This is a genomic window from Granulicella pectinivorans, assembly GCF_900114625.1.
In the GTDB taxonomy this organism is placed as follows: Bacteria; Acidobacteriota; Terriglobia; order Terriglobales; family Acidobacteriaceae; genus Edaphobacter; species Edaphobacter pectinivorans.
The window spans coordinates 398,257-415,289 of the sequence record NZ_FOZL01000002.1 but is presented as its reverse complement, the minus strand read 5'-3'; the positions used below and the strand labels follow the sequence as shown (position 1 = coordinate 415,289).

Here is a 17,033-nt window from a genome sequence, read left to right as displayed (position 1 = left end):
CCCGCTGTGGAGTGGCTCCCCTTATGCGCGCTGCGAAACTACTGCACGGTGAGCGTGATTGCCGTGGTCGCGGCAGTCCCGTCGGAAGGCGTTGCCGTCACCGTAACGGTATACGCGCCCTTGGTGGTGCCCACGGGACTGACCGTGGTCGATGTAGGGCTGCCACCCGATCCGCATCCTGCCAACGCCATCAGGCCTGTGCCGAGAAGAAGCAAAGGCACGATGGCAAACAGGCCCATCCTTCTGCGCCGCTTCGCCGGGATGACGAAGAGCAGAAGACCTGCGAGGCTAAGGCCGCCAGCCGGGAGGAACAGGTGGCTGTTGCGCGACTGCGTGCCACCCGGTTGCGCGTGGGGAAGAGTCGTCGCCAGCGTCAGGACACTGCTGCCGGAGGATGTTCCGGAGAAGGTGACCGAAGCGGGCGCGAAGGTGCAGGTGGGCAGGTAGATCGTGCCGGTACTGTTGGCGACTGAGCAACTCACGGTGACGGTGCCGTAGTAGCTTGCCGTGGTGGCCAGCGCGATGGTGCTGGTGTTCCCTGCGGTCGCACCTGCCGCGACTGAGAGCGTGCTGGGTGAAGCCGTCGCGGTAAGCCCCATGGGGATCGCCGCGGTCACCACGAAACTGAGTGAGGTGGAGGTGGAACCTGCGTTGTTGAGGTCGCCGGAGTAGGTGGCCGTGATGGCATAGGTGCCTGCCGCAGTGAACAGCGTCGCGGGCGTGGAGGCCTTGCCCCCGGCGACCGCTACGGCCGAGCCCAGCGCTGCGCCATTCTGGAAGAACTGCACGGTTCCGGTTGCGGTCGATGTGCTGATCGTGGCGGTGAAGACCGAGGAGCCGCCAGCGGCGACAGTCGTAGGGGCAGCGGTTACTGCGGTGGTGGTGGCAGGAAGCGCGGTGACGAGGAAGTTGAGCGGCATCGAGGTCGAGGTGGCGTTGTTGGCGTCACCGGAGTAGGTTGCCGTGATCGCGTAGGTTCCTGCCGTGGTGAAGGTCGTCGAGGGAGTGGAGGCTGTACCGCCGCTCGCCAATGCGACAGGTGCCCCGAGGGTCGTGCCATTCGAGTAGAACTGCACGGTACCCGTGGCCGCGGTGCTGCCGGTGATGGCGACGGACGCGGTAAAGACGGCTGACCGGCGGGCGAGGATGGTGGTGGGCGTCGCGTTCAAGCTCGTGGTGGTGGTGGGAGGCGTAACGACGAACGACAGCGTCGTTGACGTGGAACCGGAGTAGTTGGTGTCACCCGAGTAGATAGCGACGATCGAGTACGTTCCCCCCGTGGTGAAGGCTGTGGCCGGTGTGGAGGCCTTACCGCTGGTGAGGGTTACGGGAGCGCCCAGTGCGGTGCCGTTCGAGTAGAACTGCACCGTGCCCGTCGCCGCTGTGGATGCGGAACCAACGACCGTCGCGGTGAAGACGGCGGTCGCGCCTATGGCGATGGTGGTGGGCGCCGCGTTCAGGGTGGTGGTTGAGCCAAGCAGCACAGGGCCGGATGCGGCGATGACGAAGTTCGTCACGTCGAGCGAGCCGAGCCCCGTCGCCAGGTCGTAGCCCACCTGGAGCGGATAACCCGCCAGTCCGCCAGAGAGGCTCGATGGCCCCGGTACGGAGTTGTTGCACATGCTTGCGGTGCTCACCGTGCATGCACTCACGCCGCTGGAAGCTGGCGTCGCATCGTGGAAGGCGGTGGGGGATGAGACCGCCAGGGCATACAGCGTCGGGTTCAGATTGCCCTGCGCCTTGCCGGCCTTCTGGGTCAGGATCGCGGCCACGGACGCCATGTCCGGGGCTGCAGCCGACGTTCCCGAGAAGATGACGCCGCCGCCCTTGCTGCAGTCGTAGCCTGCGCCTTTGTAGGCCAGACAAGCGTAGTAGCCATCGTGATTCGCGGCGGTGAACGAGATGTCCGGGGTATCGCGGTAGCCGTCAGTGGGCACGCCGGTCCCGACCTGCCACGAGGGCTTTGTGATGTACAGGCTGACACCGCCACCAGTTCCACCGATCTCATACGTTGTGCCTGAGCTTGAGGTGACGGTAGGTTCGTTCCACGCGCCCTCCGGAATGTAGCCCAAAGCCGAGGTATAGGTGCTGGAGTTGGTCGTCGACCAGTAGAGTGCGGAAGAGGACGTGTCGTTGAACTCGGTTCCTCCCACGCAGGTGACGTACGAGCTGGAGCACAGGTAGTTGATGCCACGCGTCTCGGAGCCGGTAGGTGCCGTAAAGGAGGTGGAGCAGCCCGCCGCCCCCGAGTCTCCCGACGAGACGAAGGTGGCGATGCCTTCTGCAGCTCCTTGTTTGAAGAGTGCATCGAATGCGTTGACGGTCGCCTGTCCCGCTTTTGTCTCGCATGCGCCATAGCTGATGGTCATCACGGGATCCATCAGCGTCTGGACGTTGTACTGGATGCCGGCTGAGATGCCTCCGGTTGCGCTCGAAGCGATCACCAGGTCGGCCTGCGCGCCGGTGGAGACGGTCAGAACGCGTCCCACATCCAGGGTGGATTCATCTTCATCGCCGGCCACCAGACCCGGATCCGTGGTGCCGGGGACGACGATCACATTCTCTGTCTTCGCCGGAATCCCGGCGAGGCCCTGGAGCTGGGTGATATCGGAGTCTGTAATCCGCGACCTGCCGATGATGGCCACCTTGACACCGGCTCCCGTGAATCCCGCGCCCGTGATGGCACTGATGTCGTAGATCTTCGCGAAGTCGCCGGGGAAGATATAGTGCGTCGTGTTGCTCGAGTTCGAGTACATCGGGCGCAGGCTGTCGGCTGTGTTGCGCGGCTCTGCCTGTTTTACGTTGTTGAAGGGACGTAGCGGGATGTCCGTCAGTCCGTCGATGGAGTTGACGGCCACGGCGAGCGCGGCGGGGATGGAAGGCTCGGTCGTCGCGGAGAGACGTGGCGTGCCGTCGAGCATGAAGTGATGGAAGCTGGTCGAAAGCGCCGCCGCGACGATGCCCGTGGTGCTCGAGACCTGAACGAAGATCCGCGACGGGGCGACGGAGGTCACCTGCATGCCGTGTGCGGTCAGCCACTGCGTGACCGCGTGGACGTCGTCGGCGGAGGGGCCGAACTGTTCGCCGATCTGAGACGAAGTCAGCCACTGGTGGTAGCGCGGCGACGACGGATTTTGTTGATCGATCAAAAGCTGTTGGAACGCGAGCTCCCGTTCCGGGCTCCGGGAGAGAAGGAAAGTCAGATGCACAGGCGTCTCATCGGACACCGCACCCTCATCCGCCTGGGGCGTCACCCAGCGAGGAAGATGCCCGGTCAACCGCGTCATAGGTTCCAGATCTGCGGTGGCGGAGATGCGGTTCGCTGGCTCGAGCGAAGCACTTTGAGCGAGGCTGCTGACGGACGCCACGCTGAGAACGAGGAGGAGGGGAGCGCGGAGGAAGGCCGGGATGTTCATGGGGATGCGAAGACGATAGCGCCTTAAATGCAGGAGAGCAAGCGATTTACGCTGCGGCCCAGGTCGTCGGGATCCCGAAACGGGTTTTACTGCCCCATTCTTGGTAACCTCAAAACGATCGCCGTGTTGCATGCGGCGCGCTCAAGGAGAAATTGCACATGTCCAGGACAGAATCCACCATGGTTGAGCTGGGAACCCCCGCTCCCGCCTTCGAACTGCTCGATGTCGTCACCGGACGGGCGTTTGGCCGTGACGATATCGCGGCAATGGCATGGGATGACAGCGTGTCCGACCAGGCCAATCTCGCCTCCGCGGCGGAGTGCTCCCCGTCCGGCTGCCATGGGCTTCTCGTGATGTTTATCTGTGTGCACTGCCCGTACGTGAAGCATGTCGAGCAGGAGCTGGCCAATATCGGTCGTGACTACGCTGGCCGAATCGGGATCTGCGCCATCTCATCGAACGACATCGGCGCGTTCCCACAGGACGGGCCGGTCTTTATGAAGGAGCAGGCAGCGCGCCTCGGCTTCCGCTTCCCCTATCTCTTCGACGAGACGCAGGAGGTGGCTCGTTCCTACAACGCTGCCTGCACGCCTGACTTCTTTCTCTTCGACGCGGAGATGAAGCTCGTCTACCGCGGACAGCTCGATAGTTCCAGGCCGCGACGGGGCGATTCCGGCAACGACGTCCCGGTCACCGGCGCGGATCTGCGCAAGGCCATGGACGAGGTGATTGCAGGAGTGACCCCCAGCACGGAGCAGCGCACCAGCCTGGGATGCAATATCAAGTGGCGAGACTAATACATTCGCGAGTTTCAAGGCTTCGCGTGGTCTGGCACATCGCAGGCTCACGCGAAGCAGTCACCCATGTGACCGCCTCGCGCGCAGCGACTCTTGCCGGAAGATTTAGGCCTTGGTGCCGTCCGAGCCATGCAGCTTGACGAGCTTATTGTAGGTTCCGAGGATCAGGAAAGGTGCCACCCACTGGCCGACGAACAGCGCCAGGTGATCCTTCTTCGCAATCTTGAAACCGATCGAGCCTGCGATCGAGGCGACGGCTGCCGCCAGGTAGATCGACGACGGAATCTGAGAGGTCACCTTCTCGATGGCTGCGGTTACCTGGTCTTCCTGTGCTTCACCCTTCGCTACACGATAGTCGGTCATTCCAAATCTCCTTGTGCGGTCCAGCCGCCAAAGAAGAAGATGCGGAAATGCAGGCACGCACGAGAGCCAGGAATGAGCCGTTTTGCTATCGTCAACGAACGCCGCTGCTTTGTCGGCGCTGCCCAAGCCGGATGGCTAAACGGTCGCTGCGATCCCGCGTCCGGCAGCGATGCCGGTGATCTCGCCATCGCGCATGGTGAGGATGCGGTCGGCGACCTGCGCGGCCTCGGGGTTGTGGGTGATCATCAGAACCGTCTGGTGGAGCTCGCGGCTCGACGTACGGAGCATGTTCAGCACGGCGTCCGAGTTCTTCGTATCGAGATTGCCCGTCGGCTCGTCCGCAAGCACGATGGAGGGCCGTGTAATCAGCGCGCGGGCGATCGCCACGCGCTGCTGCTCGCCGCCCGAGAGCTCGTTCGGCCGGTGATCGAGGCGGCCCGAGATTCCAAGCAGGCCCGAGAGATGCTCCAGCAGCGGCTTGTCGAGTTCAATCTTCTTGTCTCGGCCAAGGTTGGCGATATCGTGCGCGATCTCGATGTTGCCCATCGCCGAAAGCGTCGGCAGAAGGTTGAAGCGCTGGAAGACGAAGCCGATCTTGGCTCGCCGCATCTTCGTCCGTTCTGCGTCGGAGAGCCGGGCGAAGTCCGTGCCGTCGATGAGGACCGAGCCCGACGTAGCCGCCGTCAGGCCACCCAGGATATAAAACAGCGTCGACTTCCCGGAGCCCGAGGGGCCAACTACCGCGACAAACTCACCCGGCTCGACGCTGAAGCTGACATTGCGTAACGCGGGGACCTGCAACTTACCGGACTTGTACGTCTTGCCAACACTCTGGGCGACAATAATAGGCATTGATTCGGAATCTCTCGCACGCGCCCCTGTTCCATCGGAGCGGCTAGGGTAAAGTCTACCCGAGTGAGGTCTTCTTCTGTTCGTTCTTGTCTTGTTGCCCGCCTTCCTTGCCGCCTGGACGCTCCTCGGAGCGCTCGGAACCTTCATCGCCCATCGCCAGGGCGACCCTCCCAGGGCTGGCCGCTACGGTCTGACCATCGCCGGCGTGTGGGTGATCTACATCGCCGCGCTGCTGCTGACGGCGCACCTCCAGCCGCAACGCATCATCCCAGTGGGGCAACCGGAGTGCTTCGAGCGCGTCTGTTACACCGTCGTGGCAGTCGAATCGGTGGGTGAGTTCAAAGGCATGGGTGGTGGCCAGTTGGTGCGGGTTTCAATCCATATAGTCAATCAAAGTGAAGAAGCGCGGAGCACTGCGGGGCTCGAACCGTATCTGATCGATGCCACGGGGCGCATCTGGCCGCAAACGACCGGGCTTGGAGGCGTTTCTCTAACGCTGCGTCTGCCTGCCGGGGGCGAAGCGACCAGTCAGCCGGTCTTCCGCGTGCAGGGCACGCCTCCGGGGATGTCCCTGGTGCTGTCGCGTCACCACAGCGGATGGCACTGGCTGGTCATCGGCGACTCCGACAGCCCGGGGCACAAGCCAACGCTGCACACCTTTTAGGCCACGCTCGTCCCGCTCATCAGCAGGGAGTGCAGCGTCACATCGTCCAGAAACGCAAGCTCCATCCGGATCGTCACCAGCCCGGCCCGGTCGAGCTCCATATGCTTGCGGCAGGTACACAAGTCCGCGAGCGCCTGGTGGCCGTCGCGGCCGAATTCGATCCCGGCGGAGAGTAAAGCCGCGTACAACTCCACGATCATTCGCAACTGAATCTCTATGCGAATCTCCACGGCGGTGGGCGAGAGCGTCTTCCTTTCGACGATCCACGCCCCGCACAGCGAGACCGCGGCCGTCAGCGCAGGCATCAAGCCGTGCCGTTCTTCATACGTATGTGCCTGCAGTTCAGTCGGTTGCATCCAGGTCCCCGTGGCGAAACCATCCGCCGTCAACGTATTCATCGGAGAAGGTTTACATGCCGACACGCCTTCAAGGCTCTCTCCGGCACCGTCGTCACAGTACTTCTGTGTGGTGGCGGTCCGGAGTGAAACAACCCGATGGCATGTGATACGTTTTGGCGATGATCCTCGGCATCGGTACCGACCTGATAGAAATAGCGCGTATCGCCCGCAGCGTGGAGCGCTACGGCGAGAGCTTCCTGCATCGCGTGTACACCGAAGAGGAGATCGCCTACTGCCAGCGCAAGAAGAAGAACGCAGCCGAGAGCTTCGCGGCTCGCTTTGCGGCTAAGGAGGCCGGCGCAAAAGCCCTCGGCACCGGCATCAGCCGCGGTGTTGCGTTGACCGAGTTCGCCGTCACCCGCGAACCCTCAGGACGGCCCGTGCTCCAGTTTCACGGGCGAGCCGCTGAGATCGCCAAGGCGATGGGGATTGCGCGCGTGTCGCTCTCGCTCACCCACACCAAAGAGATGGCGATGGCCGTCGTGATCGTCGAAGGGGAATGAGGCACGAGAAAGCGAACAACTTATTTTTGGCTATTTTCAGCCAAATTGGCACGCGCCGCTCTTACCTGCTAGCCTATAAGACAGCGGGCGCACATACGGTCTAGCAAGAAAGCAGTACAGCATGGCAATCGGCACAGTGAAGTGGTTTAACGACGCAAAAGGTTTCGGTTTCATTACCCCTGATGGAGGAGGCGAAGATCTCTTCGCTCACTTTTCCGCCATCTCGATGAGCGGTTTCAAGTCCCTCCAGGAGGGCCAGCGCGTGAGCTTCGACGTCACGACCGGTCCTAAGGGTAAGCAGGCTTCGAACATTCAGGGCGCATAACCCCTCCCCACCCACGCAAACCGGTCGCAGCCCAGGCTGCGGCCGGTTTGCCTTTAAGCCGGTCCCGCCAAGTTCCTTCTTCTCAGTCTGATGCCTCACGCCTCCAGGATCACTGAAAAAAACGCAGTTTTCCAGCGCAACCTTCCGCGCGAAAACGATGTCTATGCTTCCAGCAAGATAGGAGTACGACATGAAAAAGCTTCTGATTGCCGGCGTTTGCGGACTCTTCCTCACCGCCGGTATGGCACAGGCACAGATTGCGATTCGCATCGGACCACCTCCTCCCGTGCGCGAGCGCATCCCGCCACCTCCTCCTGAGCACCGCGACTGGGCTTGGCATAACGGCTACCATCGCTGGGACGGACAGCGTTATGTCTGGGTCCCCGGTGTTTACGAGGCTCCCCCCCATCCGCACGCCCGCTGGGTACCCGGCCACTGGCGCAACACACCCCGTGGCTATGTCTGGATCGAAGGTCACTGGCGCTAGGAACTTCCTGGCAGCATCACGAACGGGCCTCCCATCGTGGAGGCCCGTCACGCTATGATGTGTGCATGAACACTGAAGCCGCTGCCTTCGACGATGCCATCGTCCGCGCCCGCAAGATTCGGGTACTCATCTTCGACGTCGACGGCGTCCTTACCGATGGTCAGATCTTCGTCGCTCCCGGCCCCGATGGACATGGGATTGAGACGAAAGGCTTTGCCGCTCACGATGGTCTCGGTATCTCGCTCGCCCGCCTGGGTGGGCTCCGCGTGGGCATCATTACCAAGCGCAACTCGCAGACGGTCGCCATTCGCGCACGCGATCTCAAGCTTGAGTTCGTCTACCAGGGACAGGCCCACAAGATGCATGCTATCAACGAGATTCTCGCCAAGGCCGAGATCAATCTCGATCAGCTTGCCTACGTCGGCGACGACATCATCGATCTGCCTGTCATGAAGGTGTGCGGCCTCGCCATCGCGACGGCCAATGCGCGCCCCCAGATCAAAAACATCTCGCACTTCATCACGACCAACCCCGGAGGCTTCGGAGCGGGACGCGATGCTATCGACTTTATCCTCGAGGCGCAGGGCACGCTGGAGAGGACGATAAGCGACTATCTGGACGAAGAGAATGCCGCCGCAGCCGCGGCGGATGTCGGCCAGGGCGGTATGTAGCAGCGGCCTGCCCACACGACCGCTGTCGGTTTCACACCCATCTCCAACCATCCGGAAGGCGTTCGATCTCATGGAAACCCGCCTCTACCTGATGGCCGCCATGCTGATTGTGGGCTGTGGCTGTATCGGGTTTCTGATCGTTCGTATCAGCAATCCCTTCCTGAAGGGACTCGGGTGGCTTGCGGCAACCTTCGCCTGCGGCGTGCTGAGCACCGCCATCCTCAGCCTCGATGGACACATCCCTCGCTTCTTCCCCGAAATCCTCGGCAACTTCCTCTCCGACGTCGTAGCGTACATGTTTCTCAACGCGGCCATCCTGGAACTGACCGGCTCGAAGCGTCGCATTACATGGTTCAGCATCGCGCTCGCGGCGCTGTGGCTGCCCGGCATGATGGTGTTCACCTTCGCGCACAACAGCCACCAGCTCCGCGTGGAGTTCGGCAGCGTCGTCTTCGGTCTCCAGGTGCTGCAGTCCGCCATCATTCTGGTTCGTTCGCAGGAGAAGGGAGTCCGCGTTCCGTGTCTGTTTACGGCAACGGTGCTCTTTGCCTTCTCGGCTTTCAACTTTCTGCGCGCCGGTCTGACGGCAGTGCAGGGCCTGCCGCAGGATCTCTTTGCGCCCAGCCCGCTGCAAATCGTCAGCATCGTTGTCTATCTGACTGCGCCGCTGGGGTTTGCCTTCGGCCTCTTCTGGATGTCGACCGCCAAGCTGCGCCTCAGCTTTGAGCAACTCGCCTCCACCGATCCTCTCCTCGGCATCGCAAATCGCCGCTATTTCCGCTCCGCCTGCGAGAAGGAACTCGCGCGCTACCAGCGATCCGGCGAGGCGTTCTCGCTGCTGGTCGCCGATATCGATCACTTCAAGCGCATCAACGACCAGCACGGTCATATGGTTGGCGACGCCGTGCTCGTTGCCGTGGCGAAGAATCTCCAGACTCACCTCCGCCCGTTTGATTTGCTCGGCCGCTGGGGCGGGGAAGAGTTCGTCGTCCTGCTGCCCGCCTGCCCCCTCCCGGTAGCCCTGCAGGTAGCCAAACGCCTGCGAAGCAGCATTGAGGAGTGGTCTCAGCCCGAGATCACTCCTTCGGGTACCCCGATCCCGATCACAGTCAGTCTTGGCGTGGCGACGTATCTTGGCGTCGAGCCCACACTCGACGATCTGTTTCGCCGTGCGGACAAAGCGCTCTATCGAGCCAAATCCGCCGGTCGCAACCGCGTGTACACCTCCGACGGACCCGAGGGCGAACAAACCGCGAACAACGCGCTACAATCCCTGTATGGCTACCACGGCACCTGAGATCGACGCGGCCCTTGCCTGGGCGCACCCGGTCGTAAAGGAGTGGTTCGTCACAAAGTTCGGTACGGCAACCGAGCCGCAGCAGCATGGATGGCCATCCATCCTCGCCGGAAATCCCACCCTGATCTCCGCGCCCACCGGCTCCGGAAAGACGCTCTCCGCCTTTCTCGTCTGCATCGACCAGCTTCTGCGTCAGGCCATCTCCGGCAACCTCCTGCCCGAGACACAGGTCATCTACATCTCGCCGCTTAAGGCCCTCTCGAACGACGTGCAGAAGAACCTCGATGGTCCGCTGGCCGAGATCCAGCAACTCGCCAACCAGCGTGGCTACATGTGCCCCGAGATCCGCACCGGCGTCCGTACCGGGGACACGCTCACCCGCGAACGCCTGCAGATGCTGAAGCATCCACCGCACATCCTCGTCACGACGCCAGAGTCGCTCTACATCCTGCTCACGGCCGGTAAATCGCGGGAGAACCTGCGTCGCGTCCGCACCGTCATCGTCGACGAAATTCACGCCATCGCCGACGATAAGCGCGGCGCGCATCTGGCGCTGTCGCTCGAACGCCTCGACGCTCTCGTCTGCGGAGAGAACCGCCTGAGCCCCGGAGCCTTCCTCACCGGTCTCGCCGAGCCGCCCCTGCGCATCGGCCTCTCCGCCACGCAAAATCCCATCGAGCTGGTCGCCGCTTTCCTAACTGGCACAGACGCGGGTGCGCCACATCCCGAGTCTGGGATGTGGGTTTCCACAGAAGCCAGGCGAAGCCGCAGACCGGCCACCATCATTCAGGTAGGCCAGCGCCGCCACCTCGACCTCGCCATTGAAATCCCGTGCGAAGAACTCGGTTCCATCGCGACCACCACCATGTGGACCGAGATCTACGACAAGCTCGCCGCCTACACCGAGCAGCATCGCAGCACGCTCGTCTTCGTCAACACCCGCAAACTGGTCGAAAAGATCTCCTTCGAGCTCGCCGGACGCGTGGGCCTGGAAAACGTCGCGGCCCACCACGGATCGCTCTCGAGACTCCTCCGCCTCGACGCCGAACAGCGCCTCAAAAACGGCGAGATCAAGATCCTCATCGCCACCGCCAGCCTTGAGCTCGGCATCGACATCGGCGACATCGATCTCGTCTGTCAGATCTCCAGCACCCGCGCCGTCGCCACCGCCATGCAGCGCGTTGGCCGTGCCGGCCACTGGCGTGGAGCCATCCCCAAGGGACGCTTCTTCTCCACCACCCGCGACGACCTCATGGAGCAGGCCGCCCTCATCCGCAAGATGAAGGCCGGCGAACTCGACCGCCTCGAAATCCCCGCCGAGCCCACCGACGTCCTCATGCAGCAGATCGTCGCCATGGTCGGCGCCGAACCCTGGGAAGAAGACACCCTCTTCCACATTCTCCGCCGCGCCTATCCCTACCGCACCCTCACGCGCGAGCACTTCGACAAGCTCATCCACCTGCTCACCGAGGGCATCGAATCCAGCCGCGGCAGATACGGAGCCTATCTCCTGCGCGACGGTGTCCACGGCCAGCTCCACCCCCGCCGCGGTTCCCGCTCCATCGCCATCTCGAACGGCGGAGCCATCCCCGACGCCAGCCTCTTCGCCGTCATCCTCCAGCCCGAGGGCACCCAGATCGCCACGCTCGATGAGCACTTCGCCGTGGACTCCAGCCCCGGCGACGTCATCCTGCTCGGCAATGCAAGCTGGCGCATCCAGCGCGTCGAAGCCACCGGCAAGGTACTCGTAGAAGACGCCCACGGAGCCCCGCCAACCATCCCCTTTTGGGAAGGCGAAGCTCCTCAGCGCACCTCCGTTCTCTCCGACGGAGTAGCCGACCTCCGCCACGAAATCTCCGAGCGCACGCAAAACGTAACCCCCACCGACGTAACCCTGTTAGCAGGAAGAGCCACCAATCCGGGTGCCCCACATCTCGCTGCTGAGATGTGGGCTGCCGCCACGACCGCTCAAGTTGAACTCCACGATTGCCTCGCCTGGCTCCAGGAAAACTGCTGCATCCCCGAGTCCGCGGCCCAGCAACTCATCGCGTACATCGTCGCCGGCCGCGCCATCCTTGGTGCCGTTCCCACCAAGCGCACCATCATCGCGGAGCGCTTCTTCGACGACGGAGGAGGCATGCAACTCATCCTGCACGCCCCCTTCGGTGGCCGCATCAACAAGGCCTGGGGACTCGCCTTGCGCAAGCGCTTCTGCCGCGGCTTCAACTTCGAGCTCCAGGCCGCGGCAACCGACAACGGCATCAACATCGCCCTCGCTGAGCAGCACTCCTTCCCGCTGTCCGACGTCTTCCAGTTCCTCACGGAGCACACCGCGCAGGAGCTCCTCGAACAGGCCGCGATCGCCTCGCCCATCTTCAAGAACCGCTGGCGCTGGGCCGCCGCGCGTTCTCTGCAACTGCTGCGTTTCTCCAAAGGCAAACGCATCGCCCCGCAGATCCAGCGCACCCGCTCCGAAGACCTCCTCGCCAACGTCTTCCCCCAGGCCGCGGCCTGCTTCGAGACCATCGTTGGCGACATCGAGATTCCCGACCACCCCCTCTGCAATGAAGTCATGAAAGACGTCCTCACCGAGGCCATGGACATCGAAGGCCTCAAGCAGATCCTTCGCGATATCGCCTCCGGAGACATCCGCTGTTTGGCCGTCGACACGCCTGTACCCAGCCAGTTCGCCCACGAGCTGCTGAACGCCATGCCCTACGCCTTCCTCGATGAGGCCGACGCCAACGAACGCCGCGCCCGCGCCACCACGCTGCGCCGTGGCCTTCCGCCGACCGCCGCCGACGACGCAGGCCGCATCGACCCCGCTGCCATCGCCACCATCCGCCGCGAGATCACACCCGACCTCCGCGACGAGCACGAGCTCCACGACTTCCTCCACGCCGTAGTAGCTCTTCCAGTCGCCACAAAGCCGGGTGCCCCACATCTCGCGTCTGAGATGTGGGTTTCCAGGGAGTCCAATCACTGGCCTCAGTTCTACCAGCGCCTCGAAGCCAATGGCCGCGTCCGCACTCTGGAAGTGAACGGCATCCTCTGCTGGACCACCACCGAACGCCAGCCCCACATCGCCGCACTGCAAAATGAAACAACGTCCGTTACAAAAGAAGAAGCCATCCAGAAATTAGTACAAGGATGGTTACAAATTACGGGACCAGTCACGGCGACTGCGTTAGCCGCCCATTTAGCCCTTGATCCAGCCGACCTCTACCAGTCCTTCCTCCATATGGAGATGCAGGGCCTCCTCCTGCGCGGCGTCTTCGAAAATGCCGCAACAGACGACCCGCACGCCATCGAATGGTGCGAACGCCGCATCCTCCAGCGTATCCACCGCCTCACCCTCTCGACCCTCCGCAAGCAGGTCGAGGCCGTAGCCCCCGCCGTGTATATGCGCTGGCTTCTCGGCTGGCAGCACCTCGCGCCCCAAACCCAGCTCTCCGGCGAAGAAGGCGTCCTCGAAGCCCTCACCCAGCTCGAAGGCTTCGAAGCTCCCGCCGTCGAGTGGGAGCGCACCTTGCTCCCCGCCCGGGTAGCCAACTACGATCCCCGCTGGCTCGACGAACTCTGCCTCTCGGGCGCCGTTGGCTGGGGCCGCGTCTCCCCGCACCCCGCCTGGTCCGTGGGCGATGGTGCCGCACCCCGTCGCGTTGTCCCCACCAACGCCGCGCCCATCACCTTCTACATCCGCGAGACAGCCGACTGGCTGCCCCACGCCCTCGCCGAGCAGTGTGTCGACCAAGCCAATCTCGACCGCGCTCTCAGCCCCGAAGCTCTCACCATCCGCAACCTCCTTGCCACCCGCGGAGCCACCTTCACCAACGATCTCCAGCGCATCGCCACCCTCACCAAGCCACAGACCCAGCACGCCCTCTGGGAACTCGCCACCGCCGGCCTCGCCTCCGCCGATGGCTTTGACCAGCTCCGCGCCATGATGGATCCGCGCCGCAAGTCCCAGACTGCCGACACCACCAAACGCCCCACCCGCACCAGTGCAGGCCGTTGGAGCCTCCTCTGCGAAGTGGATCCACCCGCGCCGGATATCCGTCCCACCAAGGCCGAACTCCAGCAACAAGCCATCGCCAAAGCCCGCCAACTCGACGCAGCGCTCGAATCCGCCGCGCGCATGCTCCTCGCCCGCTACGGCATTCTCTTCCGCGATCTCCTCACCCGCGAATCCAACGCCCCCAAATGGCGCGACCTCCTCGGCATCCTGCGCCGCCTCGAAGCCCGTGGCGAGGTGCGTGGCGGACGCTTCGTCACGGGCTTCACCGGCGAGCAGTTCGCCCTGCCGCACGCCGTCGAGAGCCTTCGCACCGAACGCAACCAGGGCTCGGAGGTCGAAGTCACCGTCGCCGGAGCCGACCCCCTCAACCTCGCAGGTATCGTCGTTCCCGGTGAGCGCGTTCCTTCGATCCCCGGCAAGCAGGTCGTCTATCGCAACGGGGCAGCCATCCAGCCGGACGCCATCCTTCCCGCCTCCGCTCCCCGCAAACGCAGCCTGCCCACCTTCAACCCACCGCTTGCTCCCGTGGCGACTCCGGACCGCCTGACCCTGTTCTAGACCCCGCCTTGAGACGTGGGGATCACTGCTAGAATGCGTCTAGTAACCCGGTACAATTCCATCCAAAAGGACCAGGCGAGGTGAATTCCATTACCCACAACCGGTCGTTTCTCGTGCTCCTGGCTCTCGCGCTGGTCGTGTCTCTTGGCTCCGCCGTTTCCAACGGCCGCAGTATGGAAAGAGAACACGCCAAAAACCCGTCCCTGACGAGTCTGATGTACGGGGTCGGTCCCACCACTGCAAGCCTGCTCGCCGGTCATGGTCTCACCACCTGCAACGAAGACATGGGAACGATCGGCAATCCCATCTGTTTCCATTCCGGCCGCATGCCGGTCGCCACTCTGGTCGTCGCGAGCGGCATACGCCTGTTGGGCGATCACTACTTCCGCGTGGGAGTCTTCAAGACGCTTCTGCTTCTTATCCCCCTCGTCATGGCGATGTATCTGGTGTGTCTCCGTCTCCCGGAGAACAGCCCATGGCGCTACCTCGCGATCCTGGCTCTTCTGATCTATCCATTCTTTAACACGCAGTTTCTCAGCGACGTCGTCAATCTTCCCGTGGAAGAAGATTACCTCTATAGCTTTCTCGCGCTCGCCCTGGCGGTTGTCCTCTTTCCAGCTCCAAAGGGAAGCTGGCTTCGCAGTCATCCGATCGCCGAGGGCCTCCTGGCCGGCTTCGCGGTGGGTAGCCTCTATCTCTCTAAGAGCTCGATGATCCTTGCAGCGGCCGTCCTGCTCCTTGCCTATGTGCTTCGCACCCGCGAATCCGCCGCAAGAGTCATCGCGGTATGCCTCGCCCTGTGCTTTCCTCTTGGCTGGGCCGCATATCAGCACCACTCTAGCGGCCGCTACACGCTCGGCACCAGCTACGACGGCATCAACTTCCACAAGGGAAACAATCCCATCTTCGTCTCGATCTATCCGATTCCTCCAGATATCACGCTCGATAGCTACGACCCGCAACTGAATGTCGGCAAGTGGTTCCCGGACGAGTGGGCTTTTAACGACTACCACCAGCACGAGGCAATTGCCTTCATCAAGGCTCATCCCCGGCAGATCCTCCGCGTCGACGAGGACAAGCTTGCCATCATCTTCTTCTCTCTCAAAAAGCAAGGCGCGACGAGATCGCATGGCATGGCGTTACGGTTGGAGCAGGTCGGCATGCTGCTGTTCCGCCTCACCTTCTGGGCGAGCATCCTCCTCTCCGTGGTCGCTCTCTTTCTCCGTTGGCCCGCTCTGCGCTGGGATGGTCTATGTTTCCTGGCTCTGGTCGCTGCGGTCGCACTCCCATACGTAGTCGGCTTCCCGTTCACCCGGCACTTTGCTGTGCTGATCTACCCCTCGGTGCTGTTTTGCTGCCGCGCCATCGAGGTGTGGCCGAAGCGCGCTCTGGCTGAGGCCTAAGCTCGATCTGCCATGCCGCTTCCAGGCATAAAATGGTCCATACAATGTCCACCGAGCCACAGCCGACGCCGCAGCAGGATCCGGAACTCGACCCCGAAGACTTCTACTTCGATGGTCCGTACCTGGTCTTTACGGAGGCATATCACCTCAAGCGTGGTTACTGCTGCAACTCCGATTGCCGCCACTGCCCGTACAAGTAATCGGGAGATCCGCTAGTTCGTCTCGGCCGGTAGAGGCGCAAGCGCTGCCGTACTGGCCATCGAGGTCTTCTTCATCGCCTTGGCATTGCTGATGATCGTGACCACGCGCGAATCCTTGCTGTACTTCCCAAGAATCGGATCGTCGTAGATCGCATCCGAAAGGTTCATCCCTCCATCCGCCGCCAGCACGAGGGAGTGCAGCATCGCGTCGATCTTGCCCTTCGTCGCGAAGATCCGTGCCATCTCCAGGCAGAAACGGGCTCTATCCTCGGCGGAGAGCACATGGGCGGAGATGCCTCCATCGGAGGAGCGCGTCCCGAACTCCGGATCCAGCTCCAGCGCCGCCGCGAACTCTTTGCGCGCCCGGCTGAAGTCCTTCTCACCGATCAGCGCCGTTCCCAAATTCGAATGAAAGACTGAAGACGCCGGATTGAGCTTCAACGCCCTGCGATAGTCCGACACCGATGCCGGGTAGCGCCCGTCGACATACTCCGTCGCGCCCAGGTTATTCCACGCATCGGAGTTCTTCTTATCCTGCTTCAATGTCAGCCGAAAGTAGGCCCGCGCTCGGTCCGGATGATGCAGGATCAGCTCCGTCACGCCCAGCTTGTTCAGCACCTGCTCCTTGTTGGCTCCGTGACGATACGCGGCCAGGTAGAATTCGAGCGCCTCTTCCGGAAAGCGCCTCGCCCGCAACACATCGCCCGCGGTCTCCAGCTCTTTGCTGCTGCTCGTGTCGATATCCGGCAGGTACTTCGCCACGCGCATCCACTCTTCTTCCCGATGCAAAGCCTGCATCGCATCGGCCGCCGCCTGTTTGGCGCGCGCTGCCTGTAAAGGGCTCGCGACCGCATCCTGCGGCGTGTTCGTCGTTATATCCGCCATCGCGCGGCCGGGGGAGAAAAGAAGCGCACTGGTCAGTGCAAGTCCCGAGGCAGCGGCTGCTCCACGCAGCCAGAAGCATCCCGGACACTGCCCAAAACGGCTCCAACAGCGAATGAAAAATTGAAAGACCCGCATCCACAACGTCGTGTGTACCATGGGCCACCTCGAACAATTGGCCACAATAATCCTCCCAACA

15 protein-coding genes are annotated in these 17,033 nt (G+C 62.7%); 10 read left to right on the top strand and 5 right to left on the bottom strand.

Annotated features, from left to right (window positions below; genetic code table 11):
* Nucleotides 1–38: 38 nt before the first annotated feature.
* Nucleotides 39–3,416, bottom strand: a complete 3,378-nt coding sequence (locus tag BM400_RS19625; RefSeq protein ID WP_175529157.1) for an Ig-like domain repeat protein — start codon at nt 3,414–3,416, stop codon at nt 39–41.
* Between the two features lie 158 nt (nt 3,417–3,574).
* Between BM400_RS19625 and BM400_RS19620 the strand changes: the two genes are divergently transcribed.
* Nucleotides 3,575–4,213, top strand: a complete 639-nt coding sequence (locus BM400_RS19620) for a thioredoxin family protein (protein WP_089843036.1) — start codon at nt 3,575–3,577, stop codon at nt 4,211–4,213.
* 105 nt (nt 4,214–4,318) lie between these two features.
* On the opposite strand, the gene BM400_RS19615 is transcribed toward BM400_RS19620, so the two are convergent.
* Together BM400_RS19615 and BM400_RS19610 are read right to left on the bottom strand one after the other, a co-directional pair.
* The gene (locus BM400_RS19615) at nt 4,319–4,576 is read right to left on the bottom strand and encodes a hypothetical protein (RefSeq protein ID WP_089843034.1); all 258 of its coding nucleotides are present in this window, start codon (nt 4,574–4,576) and stop codon (nt 4,319–4,321) included.
* 135 nt (nt 4,577–4,711) lie between these two features.
* Complete coding sequence (locus BM400_RS19610) at nt 4,712–5,428, bottom strand: ABC transporter ATP-binding protein (protein WP_089843031.1); 717 nt, start codon at nt 5,426–5,428, stop codon at nt 4,712–4,714.
* A gap of 94 nt (nt 5,429–5,522) precedes the next feature.
* Here BM400_RS19610 and BM400_RS19605 point away from each other — a divergent pair, with 94 nt between their 5' ends.
* A complete protein-coding gene (locus tag BM400_RS19605; protein ID WP_089843028.1) occupies nt 5,523–6,092 on the top strand; it encodes a hypothetical protein in 570 nt (189 codons plus the stop codon).
* Here BM400_RS19605 and BM400_RS19600 read toward each other — a convergent pair.
* Nucleotides 6,089–6,490 (bottom strand): hypothetical protein, encoded by a 402-nt coding sequence (locus tag BM400_RS19600; protein WP_245782042.1) that lies wholly within the window; start codon nt 6,488–6,490, stop codon nt 6,089–6,091. The genes BM400_RS19605 and BM400_RS19600 overlap by 4 nt on opposite strands.
* A gap of 119 nt (nt 6,491–6,609) precedes the next feature.
* On the opposite strand from BM400_RS19600, the gene acpS reads away from it, so the two are divergent.
* The 8 genes from acpS to BM400_RS22190 all read left to right on the top strand — a co-directional run bounded on the left by acpS (nt 6,610) and on the right by BM400_RS22190 (nt 15,952).
* Complete coding sequence (gene acpS / locus BM400_RS19595) at nt 6,610–6,993, top strand: holo-ACP synthase (RefSeq protein ID WP_089843026.1); 384 nt, start codon at nt 6,610–6,612, stop codon at nt 6,991–6,993.
* Nucleotides 6,994–7,114: 121 nt separating this feature from the next.
* Nucleotides 7,115–7,318: a cold-shock protein gene (locus BM400_RS19590; RefSeq protein ID WP_089843024.1), complete on the top strand. Its 204-nt coding sequence runs from the start codon at nt 7,115–7,117 to the stop codon at nt 7,316–7,318.
* Between the two features lie 190 nt (nt 7,319–7,508).
* Complete coding sequence (locus BM400_RS19585; RefSeq protein ID WP_089843021.1) at nt 7,509–7,805, top strand: YXWGXW repeat-containing protein; 297 nt, start codon at nt 7,509–7,511, stop codon at nt 7,803–7,805.
* Nucleotides 7,806–7,870: 65 nt separating this feature from the next.
* Nucleotides 7,871–8,476: a KdsC family phosphatase gene (locus tag BM400_RS19580; protein ID WP_089843018.1), complete on the top strand. Its 606-nt coding sequence runs from the start codon at nt 7,871–7,873 to the stop codon at nt 8,474–8,476.
* Between the two features lie 70 nt (nt 8,477–8,546).
* On the top strand, nt 8,547–9,773 hold the full coding sequence (locus BM400_RS19575) for a GGDEF domain-containing protein (RefSeq protein WP_175529156.1): 1,227 nt from the start codon (nt 8,547–8,549) through the stop codon (nt 9,771–9,773).
* On the top strand, nt 9,754–14,349 hold the full coding sequence (locus tag BM400_RS19570) for a DEAD/DEAH box helicase (protein ID WP_089843012.1): 4,596 nt from the start codon (nt 9,754–9,756) through the stop codon (nt 14,347–14,349). Before BM400_RS19575 ends, BM400_RS19570 begins: the two co-directional genes overlap by 20 nt.
* Before the next feature lie 173 nt (nt 14,350–14,522).
* Nucleotides 14,523–15,752, top strand: a complete 1,230-nt coding sequence (locus BM400_RS19565; protein ID WP_175529155.1) for a hypothetical protein — start codon at nt 14,523–14,525, stop codon at nt 15,750–15,752.
* A gap of 44 nt (nt 15,753–15,796) precedes the next feature.
* Entirely contained in the window at nt 15,797–15,952 is a 156-nt protein-coding gene (locus tag BM400_RS22190) for a DUF5522 domain-containing protein (protein ID WP_175529154.1), read from the top strand.
* Between the two features lie 12 nt (nt 15,953–15,964).
* Here the strand turns inward: BM400_RS22190 and BM400_RS19560 are convergent, their stop codons facing one another.
* Nucleotides 15,965–16,837 carry a tetratricopeptide repeat protein gene (locus BM400_RS19560; RefSeq protein ID WP_175529153.1) on the bottom strand — a complete coding sequence of 291 codons (873 nt, stop codon included), beginning with the start codon at nt 16,835–16,837 and terminating at the stop codon, nt 15,965–15,967.
* Nucleotides 16,838–17,033: the final 196 nt, after the last annotated feature.

Excerpts from the sequence above, each read along its gene's own strand:
- BM400_RS19565 (WP_175529155.1), top strand. The coding sequence starts at position 14,523 with ATGGAAAGAGAACACGCCAAAAACCCGTCCCTGACGAGTCTGATGTAC.
- BM400_RS19575 (WP_175529156.1), top strand. The coding sequence starts at position 8,547 with ATGGAAACCCGCCTCTACCTGATGGCCGCCATGCTGATTGTGGGCTGT.
- BM400_RS19610 (WP_089843031.1), bottom strand. The coding sequence starts at position 5,428 with ATGCCTATTATTGTCGCCCAGAGTGTTGGCAAGACGTACAAGTCCGGT.
- BM400_RS19620 (WP_089843036.1), top strand. The coding sequence starts at position 3,575 with ATGTCCAGGACAGAATCCACCATGGTTGAGCTGGGAACCCCCGCTCCC.
- BM400_RS19600 (WP_245782042.1), bottom strand. The coding sequence starts at position 6,490 with ATGAATACGTTGACGGCGGATGGTTTCGCCACGGGGACCTGGATGCAA.
- acpS (WP_089843026.1), top strand. The coding sequence starts at position 6,610 with ATGATCCTCGGCATCGGTACCGACCTGATAGAAATAGCGCGTATCGCC.
- BM400_RS19585 (WP_089843021.1), top strand. The coding sequence starts at position 7,509 with ATGAAAAAGCTTCTGATTGCCGGCGTTTGCGGACTCTTCCTCACCGCC.
- BM400_RS19590 (WP_089843024.1), top strand. The coding sequence starts at position 7,115 with ATGGCAATCGGCACAGTGAAGTGGTTTAACGACGCAAAAGGTTTCGGT.
- BM400_RS19580 (WP_089843018.1), top strand. The coding sequence starts at position 7,871 with ATGAACACTGAAGCCGCTGCCTTCGACGATGCCATCGTCCGCGCCCGC.
- BM400_RS19560 (WP_175529153.1), bottom strand. The coding sequence starts at position 16,837 with ATGGCGGATATAACGACGAACACGCCGCAGGATGCGGTCGCGAGCCCT.
- BM400_RS19625 (WP_175529157.1), bottom strand. The coding sequence starts at position 3,416 with ATGAACATCCCGGCCTTCCTCCGCGCTCCCCTCCTCCTCGTTCTCAGC.
- BM400_RS19615 (WP_089843034.1), bottom strand. The coding sequence starts at position 4,576 with ATGACCGACTATCGTGTAGCGAAGGGTGAAGCACAGGAAGACCAGGTA.
- BM400_RS22190 (WP_175529154.1), top strand. The coding sequence starts at position 15,797 with ATGTCCACCGAGCCACAGCCGACGCCGCAGCAGGATCCGGAACTCGAC.
- BM400_RS19570 (WP_089843012.1), top strand. The coding sequence starts at position 9,754 with ATGGCTACCACGGCACCTGAGATCGACGCGGCCCTTGCCTGGGCGCAC.